Here is an 18,872-nt window from a genome sequence, read left to right as displayed (position 1 = left end):
CTCATGACAGTGAAAGCAAAGCGTTTCCGTATTGGGGTGGAAGGTGCCACCACTGACGGGCGCGAGATCCAGCGTGAATGGCTGGTACAGATGGCTGCCAGCTATAACCCGACGGTCTATACCGCGCTGATTAACCTGGAGCACATCAAGTCTTATCTGCCGGACAGCACGTTTAACCGCTATGGCAGGGTGACGGGGCTGGTTGCAGAAGAAATCCAGGACGGCCCACTGGCGGGCAAGATGGCACTTTATGCCGATATCGAACCCACTGACGCCCTGGTGGAACTGGTGAAAAAAGGCCAGAAGCTTTTCACCTCCATGGAGGTCAGCACGAAGTTTGCCGACACCGGCAAAGCCTACCTTGTGGGGCTGGGTGCGACGGACGATCCTGCGAGCCTTGGCACCGAAATGCTGGCTTTCAGCGCCAGTGCCGCACATAACCCGCTGGCAAACCGTAAGCAGAATCCTGAAAACCTGTTTTCGGAAGCGGTTGAAACGCTGATCGAACTGGAAGAAGCCCAGGACGAAAAGCCGTCCCTCTTTGCCCGCGTCACCGCGCTGTTCACCAAAAAAGAGCAGACCGACGATGCGCGATTCTCTGATGTGCATAAAGCCGTGGAGCTGGTCGCTACTGAGCAGCAGATCCTGAGCGAGCGCACTGACAAATCCCTGTCCGAACAGGACCAGCGCCTTTCTGAGCTGGAGTCCTCCCTGCAAGAACAGCAGACCGCCTTTGCCGAGTTACAGCAGCAGCTGAGCCGCGAAGACAGCCGCAAGGATTACCGCCAGCGCGCGCCGGGCGGTGACGCACCGGCAGGCACCCTGACCAATTGCTGATGGAGCATAAAACCCGATGAAAAAGAATACCAAATTTGCCTTTAACGCTTACCTGCAGCAACTGGCGCGCCTGAACGGTGTTGAAGTTGAGGAACTGTCCAGCAAGTTTACCGTGGAGCCGTCCGTGCAACAGACGCTGGAAGATGAGATCCAGCAGTCCGCCGCATTCCTGACGCTCATTAACATTTCCCCCGTCGATGAGCAGTCAGGTCAGTTGCTGGGGCTGGGCGTGGGCAGCACTGTTGCCGGGACAACGGATACGACCAAGCAGGATCGTGAGCCGACCGATCCAATGGTGATGGAGGACGTGGAATACAAATGCGAGCAGACCAACTTTGATACGGTGCTGACCTACGCAAAACTGGACTTGTGGGCGAAATTCCAGGACTTCCAGGTGCGTATCCGTAACGCCATCATCAAGCGTCAGGCGCTGGACCGTATCATGATCGGCTTTAACGGGCTGGCCCGCGCCAAAACGTCTAACCGTACTGAAAATCCACTTCTGCAGGACGTCAATAAGGGCTGGCTACAGAAAATCCGTGAAGATGCACCGGATAGCGTCATGGGCAGTACCACCAAAGATGGCGTAACCACCAAAGGCGCGGTGAAAGTGGGTAAAGGAGCCTCAAAACTGGATGAGGGAGGCTACGAAAATCTGGACGCGCTGGTGATGGATGCGGTCAATGAACTGATCGACGTGGTTTATCAGGATGATGACGATCTGGTGGTGGTCTGCGGACGTGAACTGCTGTCTGACAAGTATTTCCCGCTGGTTAACAAAGACCAGGACAACAGCGAAAAAATTGCCGCCGATCTGATCATCAGCCAGAAGCGCATGGGCGGTCTGCAGGCGGTTCGTGCGCCTTACTTCCCGGCAAATGCGCTGCTGATCACCCGACTGGATAACCTGTCCATCTACTGGCAGGTAGACACCCGCCGCCGTTCTGTCATCGACAACCCGAAACGTGACCGGATTGAAAACTTTGAATCCGTCAACGAGGCGTATGTGGTCGAGGACTACCGCTGCGCTGCACTGGTGGAAAACATCGTAATAGGTGACTTCACCCCGCCAGCCGCACCTGCAGCAGCCGCAGAATCAGGAAACGGAGAGTAACGCATGAGCCTGAGTCCCGCACGGCAGCACCGCCTGCGCATTCAGGCCGAACAGGCCGCCCGTGAAGGCGGCAGTGTTCGCCATGCGTCGGGTTATGACCTGATGCTGCTGCAACTGGCAGAAGATCGCCGCCGGCTTAAAGGCATCCAGTCCACGGTGAAAAAGGCGGAAATCAAGGTGGAGCTGCTGCCGAAATATTCCGCCTGGGCGGAGGGGGTGCTGGCTGCCGGAGGTGCGCAGCAGGATGACGTGCTGATGTACGTGATGCTGTGGCGTATCGACGCCGGTGATTATGCCGGTGCGATCGAAATCGGGCGTCATGCGCTGCGCCATGGCTGGGTGATGCCGCTGGGCAATCGTAACGTGCAGACCGTGCTGGCAGAAGAAATGGCAGACGCGGCGCAAAGCGCTCTGCTTGCCGCTGCCGGTTTTGATGCCGATCTGCTTCTGCAGACGCTGGACCTGACCACTGATCTGGATATGCCGGACCAGTCGCGGGCGCGCCTGCATAAAGCCATCGGCGCTGTTCTGAGCGAAAGCAACCCGGCGTCTGCCCTGAATCACCTTACCCATGCGCTGCAGCTTGATCCCCGCTGCGGTGTGAAAAAAGAAAAGCAGCAGCTGGAGCGCAGACTGCGCAATGACAGCCGCTAACGAACGTGCCCCGCGCACGGGCGGCACGGGATGGCGAAAGGCACTACCATATCAAAATTCCGTCCACCGCCCACTTATTCAGGAGAAAGCCGCATGAAGTTTGTTGCGCCCGAACAGGCACCGGAACAGGCGGAGGTCATCAAAAATACGCCGTTCTGGCCTGATGTGGACCTGTCGGAATTTCGCAGTGTGATGCGTACTGACGGCACGGTGACGCAGCCGCGTTTAAAGCAGGTTGTGCTGACGGCTATTTCTGAGGTTAACGCTGAGCTGTACGACTTCCGTAACCGCCAGCAACTGCTGGGCTACCGGGCACTGGCTGAGGTTCCGACGGACATGCTGGACGGTAAAAGCGAGCGTATCCGGCACTACCATAACGCCGTTTTTTGCTGGACGCGTGCCGTACTCAATGAACGTTATCAGGATTTTGACGCCACGGCGTCAGGTGTGAAACGGGGGGAGGAGCTGGCGGAGGCCAGCGGTGATCTGTGGCGTGATGCCCGCTGGGCCATCAGCCGGGTGCAGGATGCGCCGCACTGTACGGTGGAGCTTATCTGATGAAAGTGCGTGCGCATCAGTATGACACGGTGGACGCGCTTTGCTGGCGTCATTACGGGCGCACGCAGGGGGTCACTGAGCAGGTTCTGAAGGCAAATCCGGGGCTGGCAGAGTACGGCCCATTTTTACCGCACGGGCTGCAGGTGGAACTGCCGGACATTACGGCGTCAACCACGGTGCAGACCGTCCAGCTATGGGACTGAATTATGACGCTTGAACGAATCAGCGCCTTTATTACTTACTGCATCGCCGTGCTGCTGGCATTGCTTGGCGATCTGTCGCTCAAGGATGCATCAACGGTTGGCGGCGTGCTGATTGGTGTGCTGATGCTGGCTATCAACTGGTACTACAAACACCAGTCTTTCAGGTTGCTGCGCGATGGCAAAATTTCACGGGGGGAGTATGAATCCTTCAATCGTTAAGCGCTGCCTTGTCGGGGCTGTGCTGGCTATCGCCGCCACGCTGCCCGGTTTTCAGTCGCTCAAAACTTCCGTTGAAGGACTGAAACTGATTGCCGATTACGAAGGATGCCGCCTGCAGCCGTATCAGTGCAGCGCAGGTGTCTGGACTGACGGGATTGGCAATACATCCGGGGTGGTGCCGGGGAAAGCTATCACGGAACGACAGGCGGCACAGGGGTTAATAAACAATGTGCTGCTGACTGAGAAAAAGCTGGATGCCTGCCTGACGGTTAAGCCCCCGCAGCATGTCTACGATGCGCTGGTGAGTATTGGTTTCAATGTGGGGACCGGCGCGATCTGCAGGTCAACCATGGTGTCATATATCAATAGTCAGCAGTGGTGGCAGGCATGCAACCAGCTACCGCGCTGGATTTACGTTAACGGTGTGAAAAATAAAGGTCTGGAGAACCGCCGCGCGCGGGAACTGGCCTGGTGTCTGAAAGGAACTGGAGCGTGACGCGCGCACTGGTGGTAGGGCTGGCGCTGGCTATTGCTGCGCTGGGCTGGCAGTCGTGGCGGCTTAACAATGCCAGTCATACTATCGAGACACAGAGACGTGAGCTGGAAACGAAAGGGCAGGAGCTGGCGAAGAAAAACAGTCAGCTGATCGGCCTGTCTATTCTGACCGAAACCAACAGCCGGGAGCAGACGCGGCTTTATGCGGCAGCAGAAAAGACCACCACACTATTGCGAAATCGCCAGCACCGGATCGAGGAACTGAAACGTGAAAACGAGAGTTTGCGCCGCTGGGTTGACGCTCCTTTGCCTGCTGACATTATCAGGCTGCGCGAACGTCCGGCCCTTGCCGGAGGTGCAGCTTACCGTGAATGGCTGTCCCAGAGTGACGCAGTGCCGCCTGGAAAGTTCATCGCCGCGCAGTAACGGTGATCTGAATGCGGTGCTGGATGAAACAGAGGCCGCCTGGGCGGCCTGTGCTGACAAAGTCGACATGATAGTTGCGTGTCAGGAGCGAAACAGTGAACAAACCACAGTCCCTGCGCAGCGCCCTGAATAAATCGGTGGCGTATGTCCGCAACAACCCGGATAAGCTGCACCTTTTCGTTGATAACGGCTCACTGGTGGCAACCGGTGCCAGCTCTATGTCATGGGAATACCGCTACACTCTGAACGTGGTGATCGAGGATTTCAGCGGCGACCAGAATCTACTGATGGCTCCCGTGTTGCTGTGGCTCAGAGAAAACCAGCCGGACGCCATCAACAACCCGGAGCTGCGCGAAAAACTGTTCACCTTTGAGGTGGATATTCTGCGCAACGACGTGTGCGATATCAGTCTGAACCTACAACTGACGGAGCGCGTACTGGTCAGCACTGACGGCGGTATATCAACGGTCGAGGCTGAGCCGGAACCCGACGAGCCAGAAGAAATGTGGACGGTGAAACGTGGATAATCTGCATAAAGTGGATGAGTGGCTGACAGCGCTGCTGGCAAATCTGGAGCCTGCAGCACGCAGCCGTATGATGCGGCAACTGGCGCAACAGCTGCGCCGGACGCAGCAGCAGAACATCAGGCTGCAGCGTAACCCTGACGGCAGCGGCTATGAGCCGCGCCGGGTAACAGCCCGAACAAAGAAGGGCCGCATCAAGCGGCAGATGTTCGCCAAACTCCGCACCACAAAATACCTGAAAACCTCAGCCAGTGCGGACTCCGCCAGCGTGCAGTTTGAGGGCAAGGTGCAGCGAATTGCACGGGTGCATCATTACGGCCTGCGTGATCGCGTCAGCCGAAAAGGCCCGGAGGTCCGCTACGCAGAGCGCCACCTGCTGGGTATCAGCGATGAAGTGGAAGTGTCGACCCGAGATTTAATACTAAGATGGCTTACCAAGTAAGTAGGTCAGGCAATTCTAAGATGTGCTGATTTGATGAAAGAGTGTGTTTTAGCACACTCTTTCGTACCTCTGACTAGGAGTCGTCTTTTTTATTCATTTTTAAATAGCTTGGTATGTCAAACTTCCTGCACTGGCTTCGATCAAGATCATGTGTTTTTATAGGCGAGTTCGGAGTGTTAAAATCTATGTAATTTAAAAGTTCCTGCTCTGCATCAGAGTTGCCACTTTCAATAAAGTGATTGATTAAGTTAGCGCAAATTAGAGACTCAAAGAACTCTGATAGCCTAAGCTTTCCCTTTTGATATTTTGTCTCAATGTATCTTTTAAATGATGTGTGGTATTCGCTAATATTATCAAGTTTATTTAGGTAAAGGGTATTTATAAGTAACATTATAATTCCTTTGTCACTATAAATGTGTTCGTGTTTTTTTATTGTCTTTTCATGCTTTTTATCTAATGAAAAACCATAAAAAAATGATAGTAAAAATAACATTGCCATCAATAATATTATGTTGTCTCTGTTGTTTTCACTTGAAAGTTTTTTCCCGATTTCATTAACCATCGGTTGCATATCTGGTATTTCATGCTTTTGTGCGATAATTCCATGCTCAATGCGAGACAACACTGCATCGAAAAGCGACAGGTAATTATCTTTCCTTAAAACTCTAATATCATGCATCCAATATATTTCTGACATCTGCGCGTAGACCACACCCGGAGTGAATCTCATGGTATCTAAGGATTCTTTATCACAATGAGGCATGTCATCTATATACTTAAGAATAACCTTCCTATTAACTGCTGATAATCCATTGAAGGTTAGGTGAGGCTTGTTGTCAACGTCAATACAATAGCTAAGAGTATGTGGTGTTGATATTTCAGATGGTAGGGGTTTTAATGCGTGGACATATTTAGACCGAAGGTTGTAAGCGTTTTTTATTGCAATTCTAATCTCATTTTCACCAGCCAATCTAAAACTTTTACTTTTGTTGTTGTAAAAGTCTCTATCCAGAGAATTCATTGCTGTTGTAAGAAATTTGCGACTTAGAGCTAAGTGTTCGTGACTTATGATTTCGGTTCTAATTAAGTGAGCTGTATGCTCATCTAAAGTTCTTAAAATTTTATCTAACCCTTGCCTTTTCCTTAGATCTACGTCTCCCCAGCCTACTTCGCTATCATTTTGATCCTGTGCTAACGATTCAATTGATGCAACAAATAGAGTATAAGCAGCATCCAAATCATCGGATATTCTGATCGATGCAGTAACAAAACGCCGAATTGCTTGTATTGCTTTTTCGTAATGTTTTCTAGGTGAGTTTACTAGTTTGCTAAAAAATGATTGAAACTCAGAAATCTGCTCCTTTCTGACTAAAACCCTATCATCAAAGAAACGATAAATAAAATCACGATTTGCATTTCCTGATACCTTCTTGTCATTTAAAAGTTGTGATGCAAATGAGTGAGATGTTGTGCAGAGTCCGCCGAAATAAAAAGATAATACGTGAGATAAGTCATTCATCAAGTCTTGTCCTGTTGTTGCTATGAACATAGCTTGGCTACCGTCGGGATTCTCGGCAGGTTGACTCTCCTCAATTTCGCAGATTAAAACTTTAGGAGATAGAAACATTGAGGTTGGAGATATTTTGCCAATGCAAAAATCAATTCCCTCTGGTGGTATTACTAAATTTGTGTAGAGAGGGGTTCGGTGCAGAGTCTTATAGAGTTTATCTGTCAACAAAAAATTCCCATTACAGATTTGTAGCATAACATTCACCAAATAAAGTATCGAATTGTATCGTTAACCATACAATACATTTGTAAAGAAAATCTATTTAGTGCGATTCAAAATCGAACTATGAACGCACAACTAACAGAAATCATGCGCCTTATCACCAACCTGATCCGCACCGGCACTGTGACCGAAGTGGACCGGGAAAAGTGGCTGTGTCGGGTGAAAGTGGGCGAGCTTGAAACTAACTGGATTAACTGGCTGACGCTGCGCGCCGGTGGTGCCCGTACATGGTGGTGTCCGTCGCCGGATGAGCAGGTGGTGGTGCTGAGCATGGGCGGTAATCTGGAAACCGCCTTTGTGCTGCCCGCCATCTACTCCAATCAGTTTCCTCCGCCGTCGGATTCCGTGGGCGGTTGCGTGACGGAGTACCCGGACGGGGGATGGTTTGAGTATGAACCCGCCACCGGACGATGGCATGTCAGGGGCATCAAATCCATGGTGATCGAGGCAGCAGACAGCGTCACTTACAAAACCGGTGAGTTTGTGGTGGAGGCTGACACCACGCGCATTAACAGCGAGGTGGTGATCAATGGCGGCGTCACCCAGGGCGGCGGCGCAATGAGTTCTAACGGGATCGTAGTTGATGACCATGAGCATACTGGCGTTCTGAAAGGCGGTGCTAACACGGGAGGTCCGGTATGACGTTGTATATCGGTATGAGCAGGAACGACGGGCAGGCCATTGAAGATACAGACCATCTGCGCCAGTCGGTGCGGGATATTCTGCTGACGCCGCAGGGCAGTCGTCTTGCTCGTCGGGAATATGGCTCCCTGCTTTCTGCCCTGATTGACCAGCCGCAGAACCCGGCGCTGCGCCTGCAGATTATGTCTGCGGTCTATGTGGCGCTGAACCGCTGGGAGCCGCGCCTTACGCTGGACTCCATCACCATCAACGGCAATTTTGACGGCTCTATGGTGGTTGAGCTTACCGGGTACAGCAATAACGGCGCGACAGTTTCCCTTTCCGTATCAACAGGAGCAGACAATGGCAGTCATTGACCTTTCCCGGCTACCGCCGCCGCAGATTGTGGACGTGCCGGACTTTGAGGCATTCCTGGCAGAACGCAAGGCCGCCTTTGTGGCCCTCCATCCGGCTGATGAACAGGAGGCCGTTATGCGTACGTTAGCGCTGGAGTCAGAACCCGTCACCAAACTACTGCAGGAAAATACTTACCGAGAAATCCTGCTGCGCCAGCGTATTAATGAGGCTGCGCAGGCGGTCATGGTGGCCTATTCCATGGGAAATGACCTTGAGCAACTGGCAGGTAACTGCAACGTGAAACGTCTGACGGTAGTACCTGCCGATAATGACGCGGAGCCACCAGTCGCCGCAGTGATGGAAAGTGATGAAGCATTACGCCAGCGCATTCCTGCAGCATTTGAGGGGCTGTCCGTTGCAGGGCCGACGGGAGCCTATGAGTTCCATGCCAGAAGTGCCGACGGGCGCGTGGCGGATGCCAGCGCAATCAGTCCGGCACCGGCTGAGGTGGTGCTTACGGTACTGAGCCGCGAGGGTGACGGTACGGCAGGGGCTGACCTGCTGGCGGTGGTTGAGCAGGCGCTTAACAGTGAAAAGGTTCGCCCGGTGGCAGACCGCCTGACGGTGCGCAGCGCTGAAATTATTCCGTACAGCGTGGATGCGACGATCTTCCTGTATCCGGGGCCGGAGGCTGAGCCGGTGATGGCAGAAGCAAAAGCCAGTCTGCAGAAATATATCGCCAGTCAGACGCGGCTGGGACGTGATATCCGCCGCAGCGCTATTTATGCCGCGTTGCACGTGGAGGGCGTCCAGCGTGTTGAACTGTTGTCCCCGCTGGAGGATGTGGTGCTGGATAAGACGCAGGCGGCATCCTGTACCGAATGGCGCGTTACCAACGGGGGCACGGATGAATAGTCTGCTGCCGCCGGGTTCGTCGCCGCTTGAACGCCGACTGGCGCAGACCTGCAGCGGGATTTCCGATCTGCAGGTATCGCTGCGTGATTTGTGGAACCCGGCAACCTGTCCGATCAGATTCCTGCCTTATCTGGCCTGGGCGTTTTCTGTTGACCGATGGGATGAGAGCTGGACAGAAAGCGTCAAGCGCCGTGTTGTGCAGGACGCTTTTTATATCCATCAGCACAAGGGGACAACCAGCGCCGTGCGGCGCGTGGTGGAGCCGTTCGGCTTCCTGATCCGCATCATTGAGTGGTGGCAGACCGGCGAAACACCGGGGACGTTCCGTCTGGATATTGGCGTGCAGGACCAGGGCATAACAGAAGAAACCTATCTGGAACTGGAGCGCCTGATCGGTGACGCCAAACCATGCAGCCGTCATCTGGTTGGTATGTCCATCAACCTGCAGACAGGCGGCCCGTATTTTGTGGGTGCAGCCACCTACACCGGCGAAGAAATCACGATCTACCCGTATATCAACGAAACCATTATTTCCGGCGGCACCGCTTATGAGGGCGGGGCGGTCCATGTTATTGACACGATGAGAGTGAACCCATGAGCGCAAAATTTTACACCCTGCTGACGGATATCGGCGCGGCGAAACTGGCAAGCGCCGCCGCGCTCGGTGTCCCGTTGAAAATTACCCATATGGCGGTGGGGAGCGGTGGCGGTGTGCTGCCAACACCCAACGCGCAACAGACCGCGTTAGTGGCTGAGGAACGCCGCGCAGCGCTGAATATGCTGTATATCGACCCGCAGAATAGCAGCCAGATTATTGCTGAGCAGGTGATTCCGGAAAATGAGGGCGGGTGGTGGATCCGTGAAGTCGGCCTGTTTGATGAAACCGGCGCGCTGATTGCTGTGGGAAACTGCCCGGAGAGCTACAAGCCGAAACTGGCGGAGGGCAGCGGACGCACGCAGACCGTGCGTATGGTACTGATTACCAGCAGCACCGATAACATCACCCTGAAAATTGACCCTGCTGTGGTTCTGGCAACCCGCAAATATGTGGATGACAAGGTGCTGGAGCTTAAGGTGTATGTGGATGACCTGATGGCAAAGCATCTTGCTGCTGTTGATCCTCATTCGCAATATGCACCAAAAGACAGTCCGACTCTGACTGGTATGCCTAAAACGCCAACGCCACCGGCAGGAAACAACAGCACCCTGATTGCCAGCACCGCATTTGTACAGGCTGCTATTCTTACCCTGATTGGTGGCGCACCGGCAACGCTGGATACGCTGAAAGAAATTGCAGCAGCTATCAATAATGATCCGAATTTCAGTACCACAATTAATAATGCGCTGGCACTGAAAGCACCGTTGGCAAGTCCGGCCCTGACCGGAGCGCCAACGGCTCCCACTGCTGTTCAGTCAACGAATAATACGCAGATTGCCACTACCGCGTTTGTGAAATCTGCTGTTGCGGGGCTGGTTGGTTCGTCGCCGGAGGCGCTGGACACACTGAATGAACTGGCGGCTGCGCTGGGGAATGATCCTAACTTTGCGACAACAGTGATGAACGCGCTGGCGGGAAAACAGCCACTTGATGCCACGCTGACGAATCTCAGCGGGAAAAGCATTTCAGGGCTTCTCGAATACCTTCGTATTGTAGATGCCACAACATCACAGAAAGGACTTGTACGTTTAAACGGTGGTGTGACGGACGAAAGTAACAAGGAAGCAGCAACACCAGGCGCAGTAAAAATAGCTTATGACGCTGCAATGAACGCCTTCAATCTGGCTAAAACAAAGTACACCGCAGAAGGGGCCACAACAGCAATAGCCGGTCTTGTTCAGCTTGTTAATTCAATGGGGGGATCGAATGCTTTGGTCATGCCACAGGCAGCTGTAACCACCGCAATACAGACTTACCCATCTCTTGGCAAAGGACAGACGCTACAGGATTTAAGAACTTCACGAGGTGTAGGAGTCACTTATACCAATTCCACAGGCTTTCCGATTGCAGTGTATGTCCGAATTACTGGCGGTACGTCAGCTAATTTATATGCCTATGTCGACGGAAAAGAATATGGCGGTGGAGGGGCAACGGCTTCGCAGACATCTATAGCAACAGCATTTTTCATTGTTCCTAATAACACAAATTATCGTGTGGATGCTGCCGGTGTTTCCACTGTATTACAAGCCTGGACGGAGTTGAGATAAAAATGCGAGAGATGATGAAGTATTACAAAGACGAAAATAACATGATATATGCTTATGATGCTTACGGCTCGCAGGACTCATTTATCAAAGAAGGGCTTATATTAATCACCAGAAGTGAAGCAATGGCAATTCTTAATCCTCCTCCGACTCATGAAGAACTTATTCAGGCTGCGGAATTTGAGTGCGAGCGACTTCTTAAACATGCTGATGAAGTGATGCTGGACTGGCGCACGGAACTTATGCTCGGTGAAATCAGCGACGCCAACAGGGCTAAACTGTCGGCGTGGTTGGCTTATAAAAACGATGTTAAATCGGTTGATGTGACAACCGACCCCGAGCATGTTAACTGGCCTGTTCCCCCGGAGGCTTGAGGCATACGGGTTTTGCTGGTCAACGCACGCAGCAAGACCCGGTATTTTCCCAACAGAGCAACATCACCATTCATAGCCCACAGCCATCCCTCCAGTTCGAAACGAACCTTTCAAAGAATTTAAATGCGCTGCTAACGATCATTTTTCGTCAATATCAATTGTGCTATTTCCCACACATAGCCCGGCGCGTGCGCCGCGCGCATATCAACCAGAACATAGGCACACCCCCTGTAAACCGGAGAGACTGCCTTATGGCTCAGGATTACCACCACGGGGTGCGCGTTGTTGAAGTCAACGAGGGCACCCGATCTATCACCACGGTGAGCACCGCTATCGTGGGCATGGTCTGCACCGGCGATGATGCTGATGCGTCCGTATTCCCTCTCAATAAGCCGGTTCTGCTGACGGATGTGCTGGAGGCCAGCGGTAAAGCAGGCGAGTCCGGCACGCTGGCCTGTTCGCTGGATGCGATTGCCGACCAGTCAAAACCCGTGACGGTTGTTGTGCGCGTGGCGCAGGGCGAAACCGAAGCGGAAACCACCTCCAATATTATCGGTGGCGTCACGTCCGACGGTAAAAAAACGGGAATGAAAGCGCTGCTTTCTGCGCAGTCGCAACTGAAAGTTAAGCCGCGTATTCTCGGTGTGCCGGGGCATGACACGCAGGCGGTAGCCACTGAGCTGATGAGTGTTGCGCAGAGCCTGCGCGGGTTTGCCTACCTGTCTGCCTATGGCTGCAAGACGGTGGAGGAAGCCATTGCTTACCGGGACAATTTCAGCCAGCGAGAAGGGATGCTGATCTGGCCTGATTTCATCAACTTTGACACCGTGCTAAAAGCCGATGCGACGGCTTACGCCTCTGCACGTGCGCTCGGTTTGCGCGCCAAAATCGACGAACAGACCGGATGGCACAAAACCCTGTCCAACGTGGGTGTGAATGGCGTCACCGGTATTTCCGCTGATGTGTTCTGGGATCTGCAGGACCCGGCAACGGACGCGGGACTGCTGAACCAGAACGACGTCACCACGCTGATCTGTAAAGACGGGTTCCGCTTCTGGGGTTCCCGCTGCCTCAGTGACGATCCATTGTTTGCGTTTGAGAACTACACCCGCACGGCGCAGGTGCTGGCTGACACGATTGCTGAGGGGCACATGTGGGCGGTGGATAAGCCACTGAATCCGTCACTGGCCCGCGACATTATCGAAGGTATTCGCGCCAAATTACGCAGCCTGGTGAATCAGGGATACCTCATCGGGGCTGACTGCTGGCTGGATGAGTCAGTGAACGATAAAGACTCCCTGAAAGCCGGGAAACTCACCATCGACTACGACTACACGCCTGTGCCGCCGCTTGAGAATCTGATGCTGCGCCAGCGCATCACCGATCGCTACCTGGTCGATTTTTCCAGCCGTGTCAGTGCATAAGGGGGATACATGGCATTACCACGCAAGTTAAAACACCTGAACCTGTTCAACGACGGGAACAACTGGCAGGGGATCGTTGAGTCCCTGACTCTGCCGAAATTCACCCGCAAGTTTGAGAAGTATCGCGGCGGCGGTATGCCTGGCTCGGTGGATGTGGATATGGGGCTGGATGACGGCGCACTGGACACGGAATTTTCAATCGGCGGCACCGAACTGTTGTTATTCAAGCAGATGGGCAAGGCAACCGTTGACGGCATCCAGCTGCGTTTCACCGGCTCTATTCAGCGTGACGATACCGGCGAAGTTCAGGCCATTGAGCTGGTTGTGCGCGGGCGTCATAAAGAAGTGGATTCCGGCGAGTGGAAAACCGGCGAGAGCAGCACCACCAAAGTCAGCAGCACCAACAGCTACGCGAAGCTGACCATTAACGGCGAAGTGCTCTATGAGGTTGATCTGGTCAACATGATTGAAATCGTTGACGGCGTGGACCTGATGGAAGCACACCGTAACGCCCTTGGCCTCTGATTTAACTTAACGGCGCGGTGATCCGCGCCAGTATCTGATTAACAGGAAACGAACATGAGCGACAAGCTGACTGAAAAAACCGTACAACTGGATACGCCAATCATGCGAGGTAAAACCCAAATCACCGAAATTGTGCTGCGTAAGCCGCAGTCCGGTGCGCTGCGCGGCACCTGCCTGCAGGCCATTATGGATATGGACGTGGGGGCCATGATGACAGTGATCCCGCGTATTTCCACCCCAACGCTGACCGCACAGGAAATGGCTGAACTGGACCCCGCCGATCTCACCGCGTTGTCGGTCGAGGTGGTGACTTTTTTGTTGAAGAAGTCGGTGCTTGCCGGTTTACCGACAGCCTGACGATTGATGACCTGGTGGCGGATATCGCCACCATCTTTCACTGGTCGCCGTCCATCACTGACGTTATGCCGCTGACAGAGGTGCTGGAGTGGCGGCACAAAGCGATTCAGAGAAGCGGGGCCAGCGATGAGTGACAATAACCTGCGTCTGCAGGTGATCCTGAATGCGGTTGACAAGCTCACCCGCCCATTTCGATCCGCGCAGGCCAGCTCGAGGGAGCTGGCTGCTGTGCTTCAAACCACCCGGAACAGCCTGAAAGAACTGAATAAACAGGCCGGGCGTATTGATGAATTCCGTAAAACCAGGTCACAGCTTGCTATTACTGCAAAAAATCTCAACGCCGCACGCGAAGAAGCCGCAAAACTTGCCACTCAGTTTGCTGCAACAAACCGCCCAACCGCTGCGCAGGCCAAGTTATTTAGCCATGCGAAAACCCGCGTACAGGAACTGCAGCAGACATACAACGGTCTGTTGGGTTCGGTACAAAGACAGCGGCAGGCGCTGAAAGAATCCGGGATCGATACTAAACAGCTAAGTAGCGCACAGCGGGAACTGCGGAAAAATGCAGATGAAACAAGGCAGGCTCTGGAACGTCAGCAGAAATCCCTGAAACGTCTGGGCGAACAGCAGGCGAAAATGAATGCTGCCCGTGAGCAATATTCCCGACGCCTTGAGGTGCGGGATCGCATCGCCGGGGCAGGTGCTACTACCACGGCGGTAGGGGTGGCGATGGGGGTACCTGTTGTGGCGGCAGTTAAGAGCTATAGCAGCATGGAAGATGCCATGAAAGGCGTGGCAAAGCAGATGAATGGCCTGCGGGACGATAACGGGAATCGCACGAAACAATATTATGACATGCAGGACTCTATCAAGGCCGCCAGTGAACAGCTGCCGATGGAGAATGGCGCTATAGATTATGCCGCGCTGGTTGAGGGGGGCGCGCGCATGGGCGTGACCAACCAGGACGATCCTTACGAAGACCAGAAACGTGACCTGCTGGCCTTTGCATCCACGGCGGCAAAAGCTGCAACGGCCTTTGAGCTGCCTGCCGATGAGCTGGCGGAAGGGCTGGGGAAAATCGCGCAGCTCTATAAAGTTCCGACACGTAATATTGAACAACTGGGCGATGCGCTGAATTACCTGGACGATAACGCCATGTCAAAGGGTGGGGACATTATCAATGTCCTGCAGCGCATGGGGGGCGTGGCTGACCGCCTTGACTTCCGAAAGGCCGCGGCGCTGGGTTCAACATTTCTTTCTTTGGGGGCTGCCCCGGAAATCGCCGCCAGCGCTTCTAATGCCATGGTGCGTGAGCTGTCCATTGCCACCATGCAAAGTAAACGCTTCTTTGAAGGTATGGATCTGCTGAAACTCAATCCGGAGGAGATTGAAAAGCAGATGACCACCGATGCCATGGGCACCATTCAGCGTGTTCTGGAGACGGTCAACAATCTGCCGCAGGACAAGCGCCTGTCTGCAATGACGATGCTTTTTGGCAAAGAGTTTGGTGATGATGCGGCGAAACTGGCTAACAACCTGCCTGAGCTGCAGCGCCAGTTGAAACTCACCTCGGGTAGTGGTGCTGATGGCTCCATGCAGAAAGAATCCGACATTAACAAGGATTCATTGTCTGCGCAGTGGTTGCTGGTTAAGACGGGCGCGCAGAACGCTTTCAGCAGCCTGGGGGAAACGTTGCGCCAGCCGCTGATGGATATTATGGGCATGGTTAAGGGCGTGACCGGGGCGCTGCGTCGCTGGGTGGAGCAGAATCCCGTGCTGGCTGGCACGCTGATGAAAGTGGCGGCGGCTACGGCGGCTATCACTGTCGGGCTGGGTACACTTGCCGTGGCGGTGGCTGCTGTGCTGGGGCCGATTGCGGTGATTCGGTTTGGCCTGTCTGTGCTGGGTTTAAAAACATTACCTTCCGTTGCTGCAGCAGTAACACGTACTGGCAGTGCCCTGTCATGGCTGGCAGGTGCGCCACTTTCCCTGTTGCGTCGGGGTATGGCGTCATCCGGTGGCAGTGTCGGGTTGCTGAGTGCCCCGCTTAATTCCCTGCGTCGCTCAGCCGGAATTGCGGGTAATGCACTGAAAACGGTGGCAGGTGCGCCGCTTGCCGTGTTCCGTGCCGGTATGTCAGGCATCCGTAATGTTATCGGTATGGTGATGAACCCGCTGGCGGCGTTGCGGGGTGGGCTGACAGCTGCCGGTGGCGTGTTGCGTTTTCTTGTTTCTGGTCCGCTGGCATTACTTCGCGGCGCGCTGTTTGGCATTTCTGGCCTGCTGGGCGCGCTGCTAAGTCCGATAGGGCTGGTTGTGGCTGCGCTGGCTGGTGTGGCGCTGGTTGTGTGGAAATACTGGCAGCCCATCGGTGCATTTCTGGGGGGCGTGGTGGAAGGGTTCAAAGCCGCTGCTGCGCCCATCAGCGCCGCCTTTGAGCCGCTCAGACCCGTGTTTCAGTGGATTGGTGACAGGGTGCAGGCCTTGTGGGGCTGGTTCAATGATTTACTTACGCCGGTTAAATCCACTTCCGAAGAACTGAACAGCGCAGCTGCAATGGGGCGCCGGTTTGGTGAGGCGCTGGCGGAAGGTCTGAATATGGTGATGCACCCGCTGGAATCACTTAAATCCGGTGTGTCGTGGCTGCTGGAAAAGCTCGGTATTGTCAGTAAGGAGGCGGCAAAGGCGAAACTGCCTGCGCAGGTCACGCAGCAGCAATCCGCCACAGTGAACAGTGACGGCAAAGTGGTGCTGCCGCCCGGCGGGTTCCCGGCTTACGCAGGGATGTACGACACGGGCGGGATCATTCCACGCGGGCAGTTTGGCATTGTTGGAGAAAATGGCCCTGAAATTGTGAACGGACCGGCAAATGTCACCAGCAGGCGGCGTACTGCTGCGCTGGCCTCTGTCGTTGCAGGCGTAATGGGGGTAGCTGCGACACCTGCAGAAGCGGCTCCGCTTCATCCGTTCAGTCTGCCTGCGAGGGCATACCAGACGCAGCCAGTTAAGGCTGACAGCCCGCCGTCAGTTATTCGTTATGAGATAAATGCGCCCATTCATATCGTCGCGCAGCCGGGACAGAGTGCGCAGGATATTGCCCGTGAAGTGGCACGCCAGCTTGAGGAGCGGGAACGCAGGGCTAGGGCAAAAGCGCGCAGCAATTTCAGCGATCAGGGGGGGTATGAATCATGATGATGGTGCTGGGTTTATATGTATTTATGTTGCGCACTGTCCCTTATCAGGAGCTGCAGTATCAGCGCAGCTGGCGACATGCAGCCAACAGCCGGGTGAACCGCCGCCCGTCAACGCAGTTTCTTGGCCCGGATAACGATTCACTGACACTGTCCGGGGTTCTGCTGCCGGAAGTGACCGGAGGCAGGCTGTCATTGCTGGCGCTGGAGTTGATGGCAGAGCAGGGCAAAGCCTGGCCTTTGATTGAAGGCAGCGGAACCATTTATGGCATGTTTGTTATTGAAAGTCTGAGCCAGACAAAGACGGAGTTTTTTGCCAGTGGAATGCCCAGGCGCATTGAGTTTACGATTACCCTCAAACGGGTTGATGAATCGCTGTCTGACATGTTCGGGAGCCTAAGTGACCAGCTCAGCAATCTGCAGGACTCTGCTGCCTCTGCGATTGGGGGGATTAAGAACACGGTAGGAGGATTGCTGCAGTGAACGTTAATTCTGATCTTCTGAATCTGAACAGCAAAAGCCCGGCTTTCAGTATCGTCATTGAAGGTAAGGACGTGACGACCGTGCTGGATACCCGCCTGATGAGTCTGACGCTAACGGATAACCGGGGCTTTGAAGCGGACCAGCTTGATCTGGAGCTGGACGACGCCGACGGGCTGATCGCCCTGCCGCGACGTGGGGCAGTGATTCAGCTGGCGCTGGGCTGGAAAGGCCAGCCGCTTTTCCCTAAAGGGGCTTTTACTGTGGATGAAATTGAACACAGCGGTGCCCCTGACCGGTTGACCATCCGGGCGCGTAGCGCAGATTTCCGTGAAACCCTCAATACACGGCGCGAAAAATCATGGCATCAGACAACGGTGGGGGAGGTGGTAAAGGAAATCGCCGCCCGGCATAAGCTCAAAATGACGCTGGGTAAAGACCTGACGGATAAGGCGCTGGATCATCTGGACCAGACCAATGAAAGCGATGCAAGTTTTCTGATGAAACTGGCGAGACAGTATGGGGCGATTGCTTCCGTTAAGGACGGGAATCTGCTGTTTATCCGGCAGGGACAGGGAAGAACAGCGAGCGGCAAGCCGCTGCCGGTTATCACCATCACGCGCAAAGCCGGTGACGGTCATCGATTCACCCTTGCTGATCGTGGTGCCTATACCGGTGTTATTGCCAGCTGGTTGCATACGCGTGAACCCAGGAAAAAAGAGACAACCAGTGTTAAGCGTCGTCGAAAGAAAACCACCACACCCAAAGAGCCGGAAGCAAAACAGGGCGATTATCTGGTGGGAACGGATGAAAACGTGCTGGTTCTTAATCGTACCTACGCCAACCGGAGCAATGCAGAGCGCGCGGCAAAAATGCAGTGGGAACGTCTGCAGCGTGGGGTTGCTTCATTTTCCCTGCAGCTCGCTGAGGGGCGGGCTGATCTCTATACGGAAATGCCGGTGAAGGTGACGGGGTTTAAGCAGCCGATCGATGATGCAGAATGGACCATTACCACCCTGACGCATTCTGTCAGCCCGGATAATGGATTTACGACCAGCATGGAGCTTGAAGTAAAGATTGATGATTTAGAAATGGAATAAATAAGTTCTCAATATTGATTCTTTGTGTATCATTATTGAGATTTTAATGGTGGCGGAGAGTA

General features: G+C 54.0%; 25 protein-coding genes. 24 read left to right on the top strand and 1 reads right to left on the bottom strand.

Going from position 1 to position 18,872, the window contains the following annotated elements:
* The first annotated feature begins 3 nt into the window (after window positions 1-3).
* The 11 genes from BZK41_RS19440 to BZK41_RS19390 all read left to right on the top strand — a co-directional run bounded on the left by BZK41_RS19440 (window position 4) and on the right by BZK41_RS19390 (window position 5,472).
* Window positions 4-837 (top strand): GPO family capsid scaffolding protein, encoded by an 834-nt coding sequence (locus tag BZK41_RS19440; RefSeq protein ID WP_079939219.1) that lies wholly within the window; start codon window positions 4-6, stop codon window positions 835-837.
* Between the two features lie 16 nt (window positions 838-853).
* Window positions 854-1,951, top strand: a complete 1,098-nt coding sequence (locus BZK41_RS19435; RefSeq protein ID WP_079939218.1) for a phage major capsid protein, P2 family — start codon at window positions 854-856, stop codon at window positions 1,949-1,951.
* A 3-nt stretch (window positions 1,952-1,954) separates the two neighbouring features.
* A complete protein-coding gene (gpM, locus tag BZK41_RS19430) occupies window positions 1,955-2,605 on the top strand; it encodes a phage terminase small subunit (RefSeq protein ID WP_079939217.1) in 651 nt (216 codons plus the stop codon).
* A 93-nt stretch (window positions 2,606-2,698) separates the two neighbouring features.
* Complete coding sequence (locus tag BZK41_RS19425) at window positions 2,699-3,163, top strand: head completion/stabilization protein (RefSeq protein ID WP_079939216.1); 465 nt, start codon at window positions 2,699-2,701, stop codon at window positions 3,161-3,163.
* The gene (locus BZK41_RS19420) at window positions 3,163-3,366 is read left to right on the top strand and encodes a tail protein X (protein ID WP_079939215.1); all 204 of its coding nucleotides are present in this window, start codon (window positions 3,163-3,165) and stop codon (window positions 3,364-3,366) included. The genes BZK41_RS19425 and BZK41_RS19420 overlap by 1 nt, the downstream gene beginning before the upstream one ends.
* 3 nt (window positions 3,367-3,369) lie before the next feature.
* The gene (locus BZK41_RS19415) at window positions 3,370-3,585 is read left to right on the top strand and encodes an HP1 family phage holin (protein WP_079939214.1); all 216 of its coding nucleotides are present in this window, start codon (window positions 3,370-3,372) and stop codon (window positions 3,583-3,585) included.
* Window positions 3,566-4,081, top strand: coding sequence for a lysozyme (locus BZK41_RS19410; protein WP_079939213.1), 516 nt, complete (start codon window positions 3,566-3,568; stop codon window positions 4,079-4,081). Before BZK41_RS19415 ends, BZK41_RS19410 begins: the two co-directional genes overlap by 20 nt.
* Complete coding sequence (lysB, locus tag BZK41_RS27580; RefSeq protein WP_079939212.1) at window positions 4,078-4,506, top strand: Rz-like lysis system protein LysB; 429 nt, start codon at window positions 4,078-4,080, stop codon at window positions 4,504-4,506. The genes BZK41_RS19410 and lysB overlap by 4 nt, the downstream gene beginning before the upstream one ends.
* Window positions 4,391-4,639 carry an Rz1-like lysis system protein LysC gene (lysC, locus tag BZK41_RS27415; protein WP_253193778.1) on the top strand — a complete coding sequence of 83 codons (249 nt, stop codon included), beginning with the start codon at window positions 4,391-4,393 and terminating at the stop codon, window positions 4,637-4,639. Before lysB ends, lysC begins: the two co-directional genes overlap by 116 nt.
* Window positions 4,602-5,033, top strand: coding sequence for a phage tail protein (locus BZK41_RS19395; RefSeq protein ID WP_079939210.1), 432 nt, complete (start codon window positions 4,602-4,604; stop codon window positions 5,031-5,033). The genes lysC and BZK41_RS19395 overlap by 38 nt, the downstream gene beginning before the upstream one ends.
* Window positions 5,026-5,472: a phage virion morphogenesis protein gene (locus BZK41_RS19390; RefSeq protein WP_079939209.1), complete on the top strand. Its 447-nt coding sequence runs from the start codon at window positions 5,026-5,028 to the stop codon at window positions 5,470-5,472. Before BZK41_RS19395 ends, BZK41_RS19390 begins: the two co-directional genes overlap by 8 nt.
* Before the next feature lie 73 nt (window positions 5,473-5,545).
* Here BZK41_RS19390 and BZK41_RS19385 read toward each other — a convergent pair whose 3' ends face one another.
* Window positions 5,546-7,207, bottom strand: a complete 1,662-nt coding sequence (locus BZK41_RS19385; protein WP_139762628.1) for a hypothetical protein — start codon at window positions 7,205-7,207, stop codon at window positions 5,546-5,548.
* Window positions 7,208-7,327: 120 nt separating this feature from the next.
* On the opposite strand from BZK41_RS19385, the gene BZK41_RS19380 reads away from it, so the two are divergent.
* The 13 genes from BZK41_RS19380 (at window position 7,328) to BZK41_RS19320 (ending at window position 18,810) form a co-directional block, all read left to right on the top strand.
* Window positions 7,328-7,906 (top strand): phage baseplate assembly protein V, encoded by a 579-nt coding sequence (locus BZK41_RS19380; RefSeq protein WP_079939207.1) that lies wholly within the window; start codon window positions 7,328-7,330, stop codon window positions 7,904-7,906.
* On the top strand, window positions 7,903-8,262 hold the full coding sequence (locus BZK41_RS19375; protein WP_079939206.1) for a GPW/gp25 family protein: 360 nt from the start codon (window positions 7,903-7,905) through the stop codon (window positions 8,260-8,262). The genes BZK41_RS19380 and BZK41_RS19375 overlap by 4 nt, the downstream gene beginning before the upstream one ends.
* A complete protein-coding gene (locus tag BZK41_RS19370) occupies window positions 8,249-9,157 on the top strand; it encodes a baseplate assembly protein (protein WP_079939205.1) in 909 nt (302 codons plus the stop codon). The genes BZK41_RS19375 and BZK41_RS19370 overlap by 14 nt, the downstream gene beginning before the upstream one ends.
* Entirely contained in the window at window positions 9,150-9,755 is a 606-nt protein-coding gene (locus BZK41_RS19365) for a phage tail protein I (RefSeq protein WP_001397640.1), read from the top strand. The genes BZK41_RS19370 and BZK41_RS19365 overlap by 8 nt, the downstream gene beginning before the upstream one ends.
* A complete protein-coding gene (locus BZK41_RS19360) occupies window positions 9,752-11,362 on the top strand; it encodes a phage tail protein (RefSeq protein ID WP_079939204.1) in 1,611 nt (536 codons plus the stop codon). The genes BZK41_RS19365 and BZK41_RS19360 overlap by 4 nt, the downstream gene beginning before the upstream one ends.
* A 2-nt stretch (window positions 11,363-11,364) precedes the next feature.
* Window positions 11,365-11,733, top strand: a complete 369-nt coding sequence (locus tag BZK41_RS19355; protein ID WP_079939203.1) for a tail fiber assembly protein — start codon at window positions 11,365-11,367, stop codon at window positions 11,731-11,733.
* A gap of 251 nt (window positions 11,734-11,984) precedes the next feature.
* Window positions 11,985-13,157 carry a phage tail sheath protein gene (locus tag BZK41_RS19350; protein WP_079939202.1) on the top strand — a complete coding sequence of 391 codons (1,173 nt, stop codon included), beginning with the start codon at window positions 11,985-11,987 and terminating at the stop codon, window positions 13,155-13,157.
* Window positions 13,158-13,166: 9 nt separating this feature from the next.
* Window positions 13,167-13,682 carry a phage major tail tube protein gene (locus BZK41_RS19345; protein WP_079939201.1) on the top strand — a complete coding sequence of 172 codons (516 nt, stop codon included), beginning with the start codon at window positions 13,167-13,169 and terminating at the stop codon, window positions 13,680-13,682.
* 54 nt (window positions 13,683-13,736) lie between these two features.
* The gene (locus BZK41_RS19340) at window positions 13,737-14,039 is read left to right on the top strand and encodes a phage tail assembly protein (RefSeq protein WP_079939200.1); all 303 of its coding nucleotides are present in this window, start codon (window positions 13,737-13,739) and stop codon (window positions 14,037-14,039) included.
* A gap of 14 nt (window positions 14,040-14,053) precedes the next feature.
* Window positions 14,054-14,173, top strand: a complete 120-nt coding sequence (locus tag BZK41_RS19335; RefSeq protein ID WP_001397628.1) for a GpE family phage tail protein — start codon at window positions 14,054-14,056, stop codon at window positions 14,171-14,173.
* Complete coding sequence (locus tag BZK41_RS19330; protein WP_079939199.1) at window positions 14,166-17,231, top strand: phage tail tape measure protein; 3,066 nt, start codon at window positions 14,166-14,168, stop codon at window positions 17,229-17,231. Before BZK41_RS19335 ends, BZK41_RS19330 begins: the two co-directional genes overlap by 8 nt.
* Window positions 17,228-17,713 (top strand): phage tail protein, encoded by a 486-nt coding sequence (locus BZK41_RS19325; RefSeq protein ID WP_000980407.1) that lies wholly within the window; start codon window positions 17,228-17,230, stop codon window positions 17,711-17,713. Before BZK41_RS19330 ends, BZK41_RS19325 begins: the two co-directional genes overlap by 4 nt.
* On the top strand, window positions 17,710-18,810 hold the full coding sequence (locus tag BZK41_RS19320) for a phage late control D family protein (RefSeq protein WP_079939198.1): 1,101 nt from the start codon (window positions 17,710-17,712) through the stop codon (window positions 18,808-18,810). The genes BZK41_RS19325 and BZK41_RS19320 overlap by 4 nt, the downstream gene beginning before the upstream one ends.
* Window positions 18,811-18,872: the final 62 nt, after the last annotated feature.

Origin of the sequence: Citrobacter sp. A316 (genome assembly GCF_002042945.1) — a bacterium.
In the GTDB taxonomy this organism is placed as follows: domain Bacteria; phylum Pseudomonadota; class Gammaproteobacteria; order Enterobacterales; family Enterobacteriaceae; genus Citrobacter; species Citrobacter portucalensis.
Note: the sequence above shows the minus strand (reverse complement) of the source record. Positions and strands in the feature narration are given on the sequence as shown.

Excerpts from the sequence above, each read along its gene's own strand:
- BZK41_RS19370 (WP_079939205.1), top strand. The coding sequence starts at position 8,249 with ATGGCAGTCATTGACCTTTCCCGGCTACCGCCGCCGCAGATTGTGGAC.
- BZK41_RS19420 (WP_079939215.1), top strand. The coding sequence starts at position 3,163 with ATGAAAGTGCGTGCGCATCAGTATGACACGGTGGACGCGCTTTGCTGG.
- BZK41_RS19360 (WP_079939204.1), top strand. The coding sequence starts at position 9,752 with ATGAGCGCAAAATTTTACACCCTGCTGACGGATATCGGCGCGGCGAAA.
- BZK41_RS19330 (WP_079939199.1), top strand. The coding sequence starts at position 14,166 with ATGAGTGACAATAACCTGCGTCTGCAGGTGATCCTGAATGCGGTTGAC.
- gpM (WP_079939217.1), top strand. The coding sequence starts at position 1,955 with ATGAGCCTGAGTCCCGCACGGCAGCACCGCCTGCGCATTCAGGCCGAA.
- BZK41_RS19325 (WP_000980407.1), top strand. The coding sequence starts at position 17,228 with ATGATGATGGTGCTGGGTTTATATGTATTTATGTTGCGCACTGTCCCT.
- BZK41_RS19415 (WP_079939214.1), top strand. The coding sequence starts at position 3,370 with ATGACGCTTGAACGAATCAGCGCCTTTATTACTTACTGCATCGCCGTG.
- BZK41_RS19410 (WP_079939213.1), top strand. The coding sequence starts at position 3,566 with ATGAATCCTTCAATCGTTAAGCGCTGCCTTGTCGGGGCTGTGCTGGCT.
- BZK41_RS19355 (WP_079939203.1), top strand. The coding sequence starts at position 11,365 with ATGCGAGAGATGATGAAGTATTACAAAGACGAAAATAACATGATATAT.
- BZK41_RS19340 (WP_079939200.1), top strand. The coding sequence starts at position 13,737 with ATGAGCGACAAGCTGACTGAAAAAACCGTACAACTGGATACGCCAATC.
- BZK41_RS19350 (WP_079939202.1), top strand. The coding sequence starts at position 11,985 with ATGGCTCAGGATTACCACCACGGGGTGCGCGTTGTTGAAGTCAACGAG.
- BZK41_RS19440 (WP_079939219.1), top strand. The coding sequence starts at position 4 with ATGACAGTGAAAGCAAAGCGTTTCCGTATTGGGGTGGAAGGTGCCACC.
- BZK41_RS19380 (WP_079939207.1), top strand. The coding sequence starts at position 7,328 with ATGAACGCACAACTAACAGAAATCATGCGCCTTATCACCAACCTGATC.
- BZK41_RS19375 (WP_079939206.1), top strand. The coding sequence starts at position 7,903 with ATGACGTTGTATATCGGTATGAGCAGGAACGACGGGCAGGCCATTGAA.
- BZK41_RS19365 (WP_001397640.1), top strand. The coding sequence starts at position 9,150 with ATGAATAGTCTGCTGCCGCCGGGTTCGTCGCCGCTTGAACGCCGACTG.
- BZK41_RS19435 (WP_079939218.1), top strand. The coding sequence starts at position 854 with ATGAAAAAGAATACCAAATTTGCCTTTAACGCTTACCTGCAGCAACTG.
- BZK41_RS19425 (WP_079939216.1), top strand. The coding sequence starts at position 2,699 with ATGAAGTTTGTTGCGCCCGAACAGGCACCGGAACAGGCGGAGGTCATC.
- BZK41_RS19345 (WP_079939201.1), top strand. The coding sequence starts at position 13,167 with ATGGCATTACCACGCAAGTTAAAACACCTGAACCTGTTCAACGACGGG.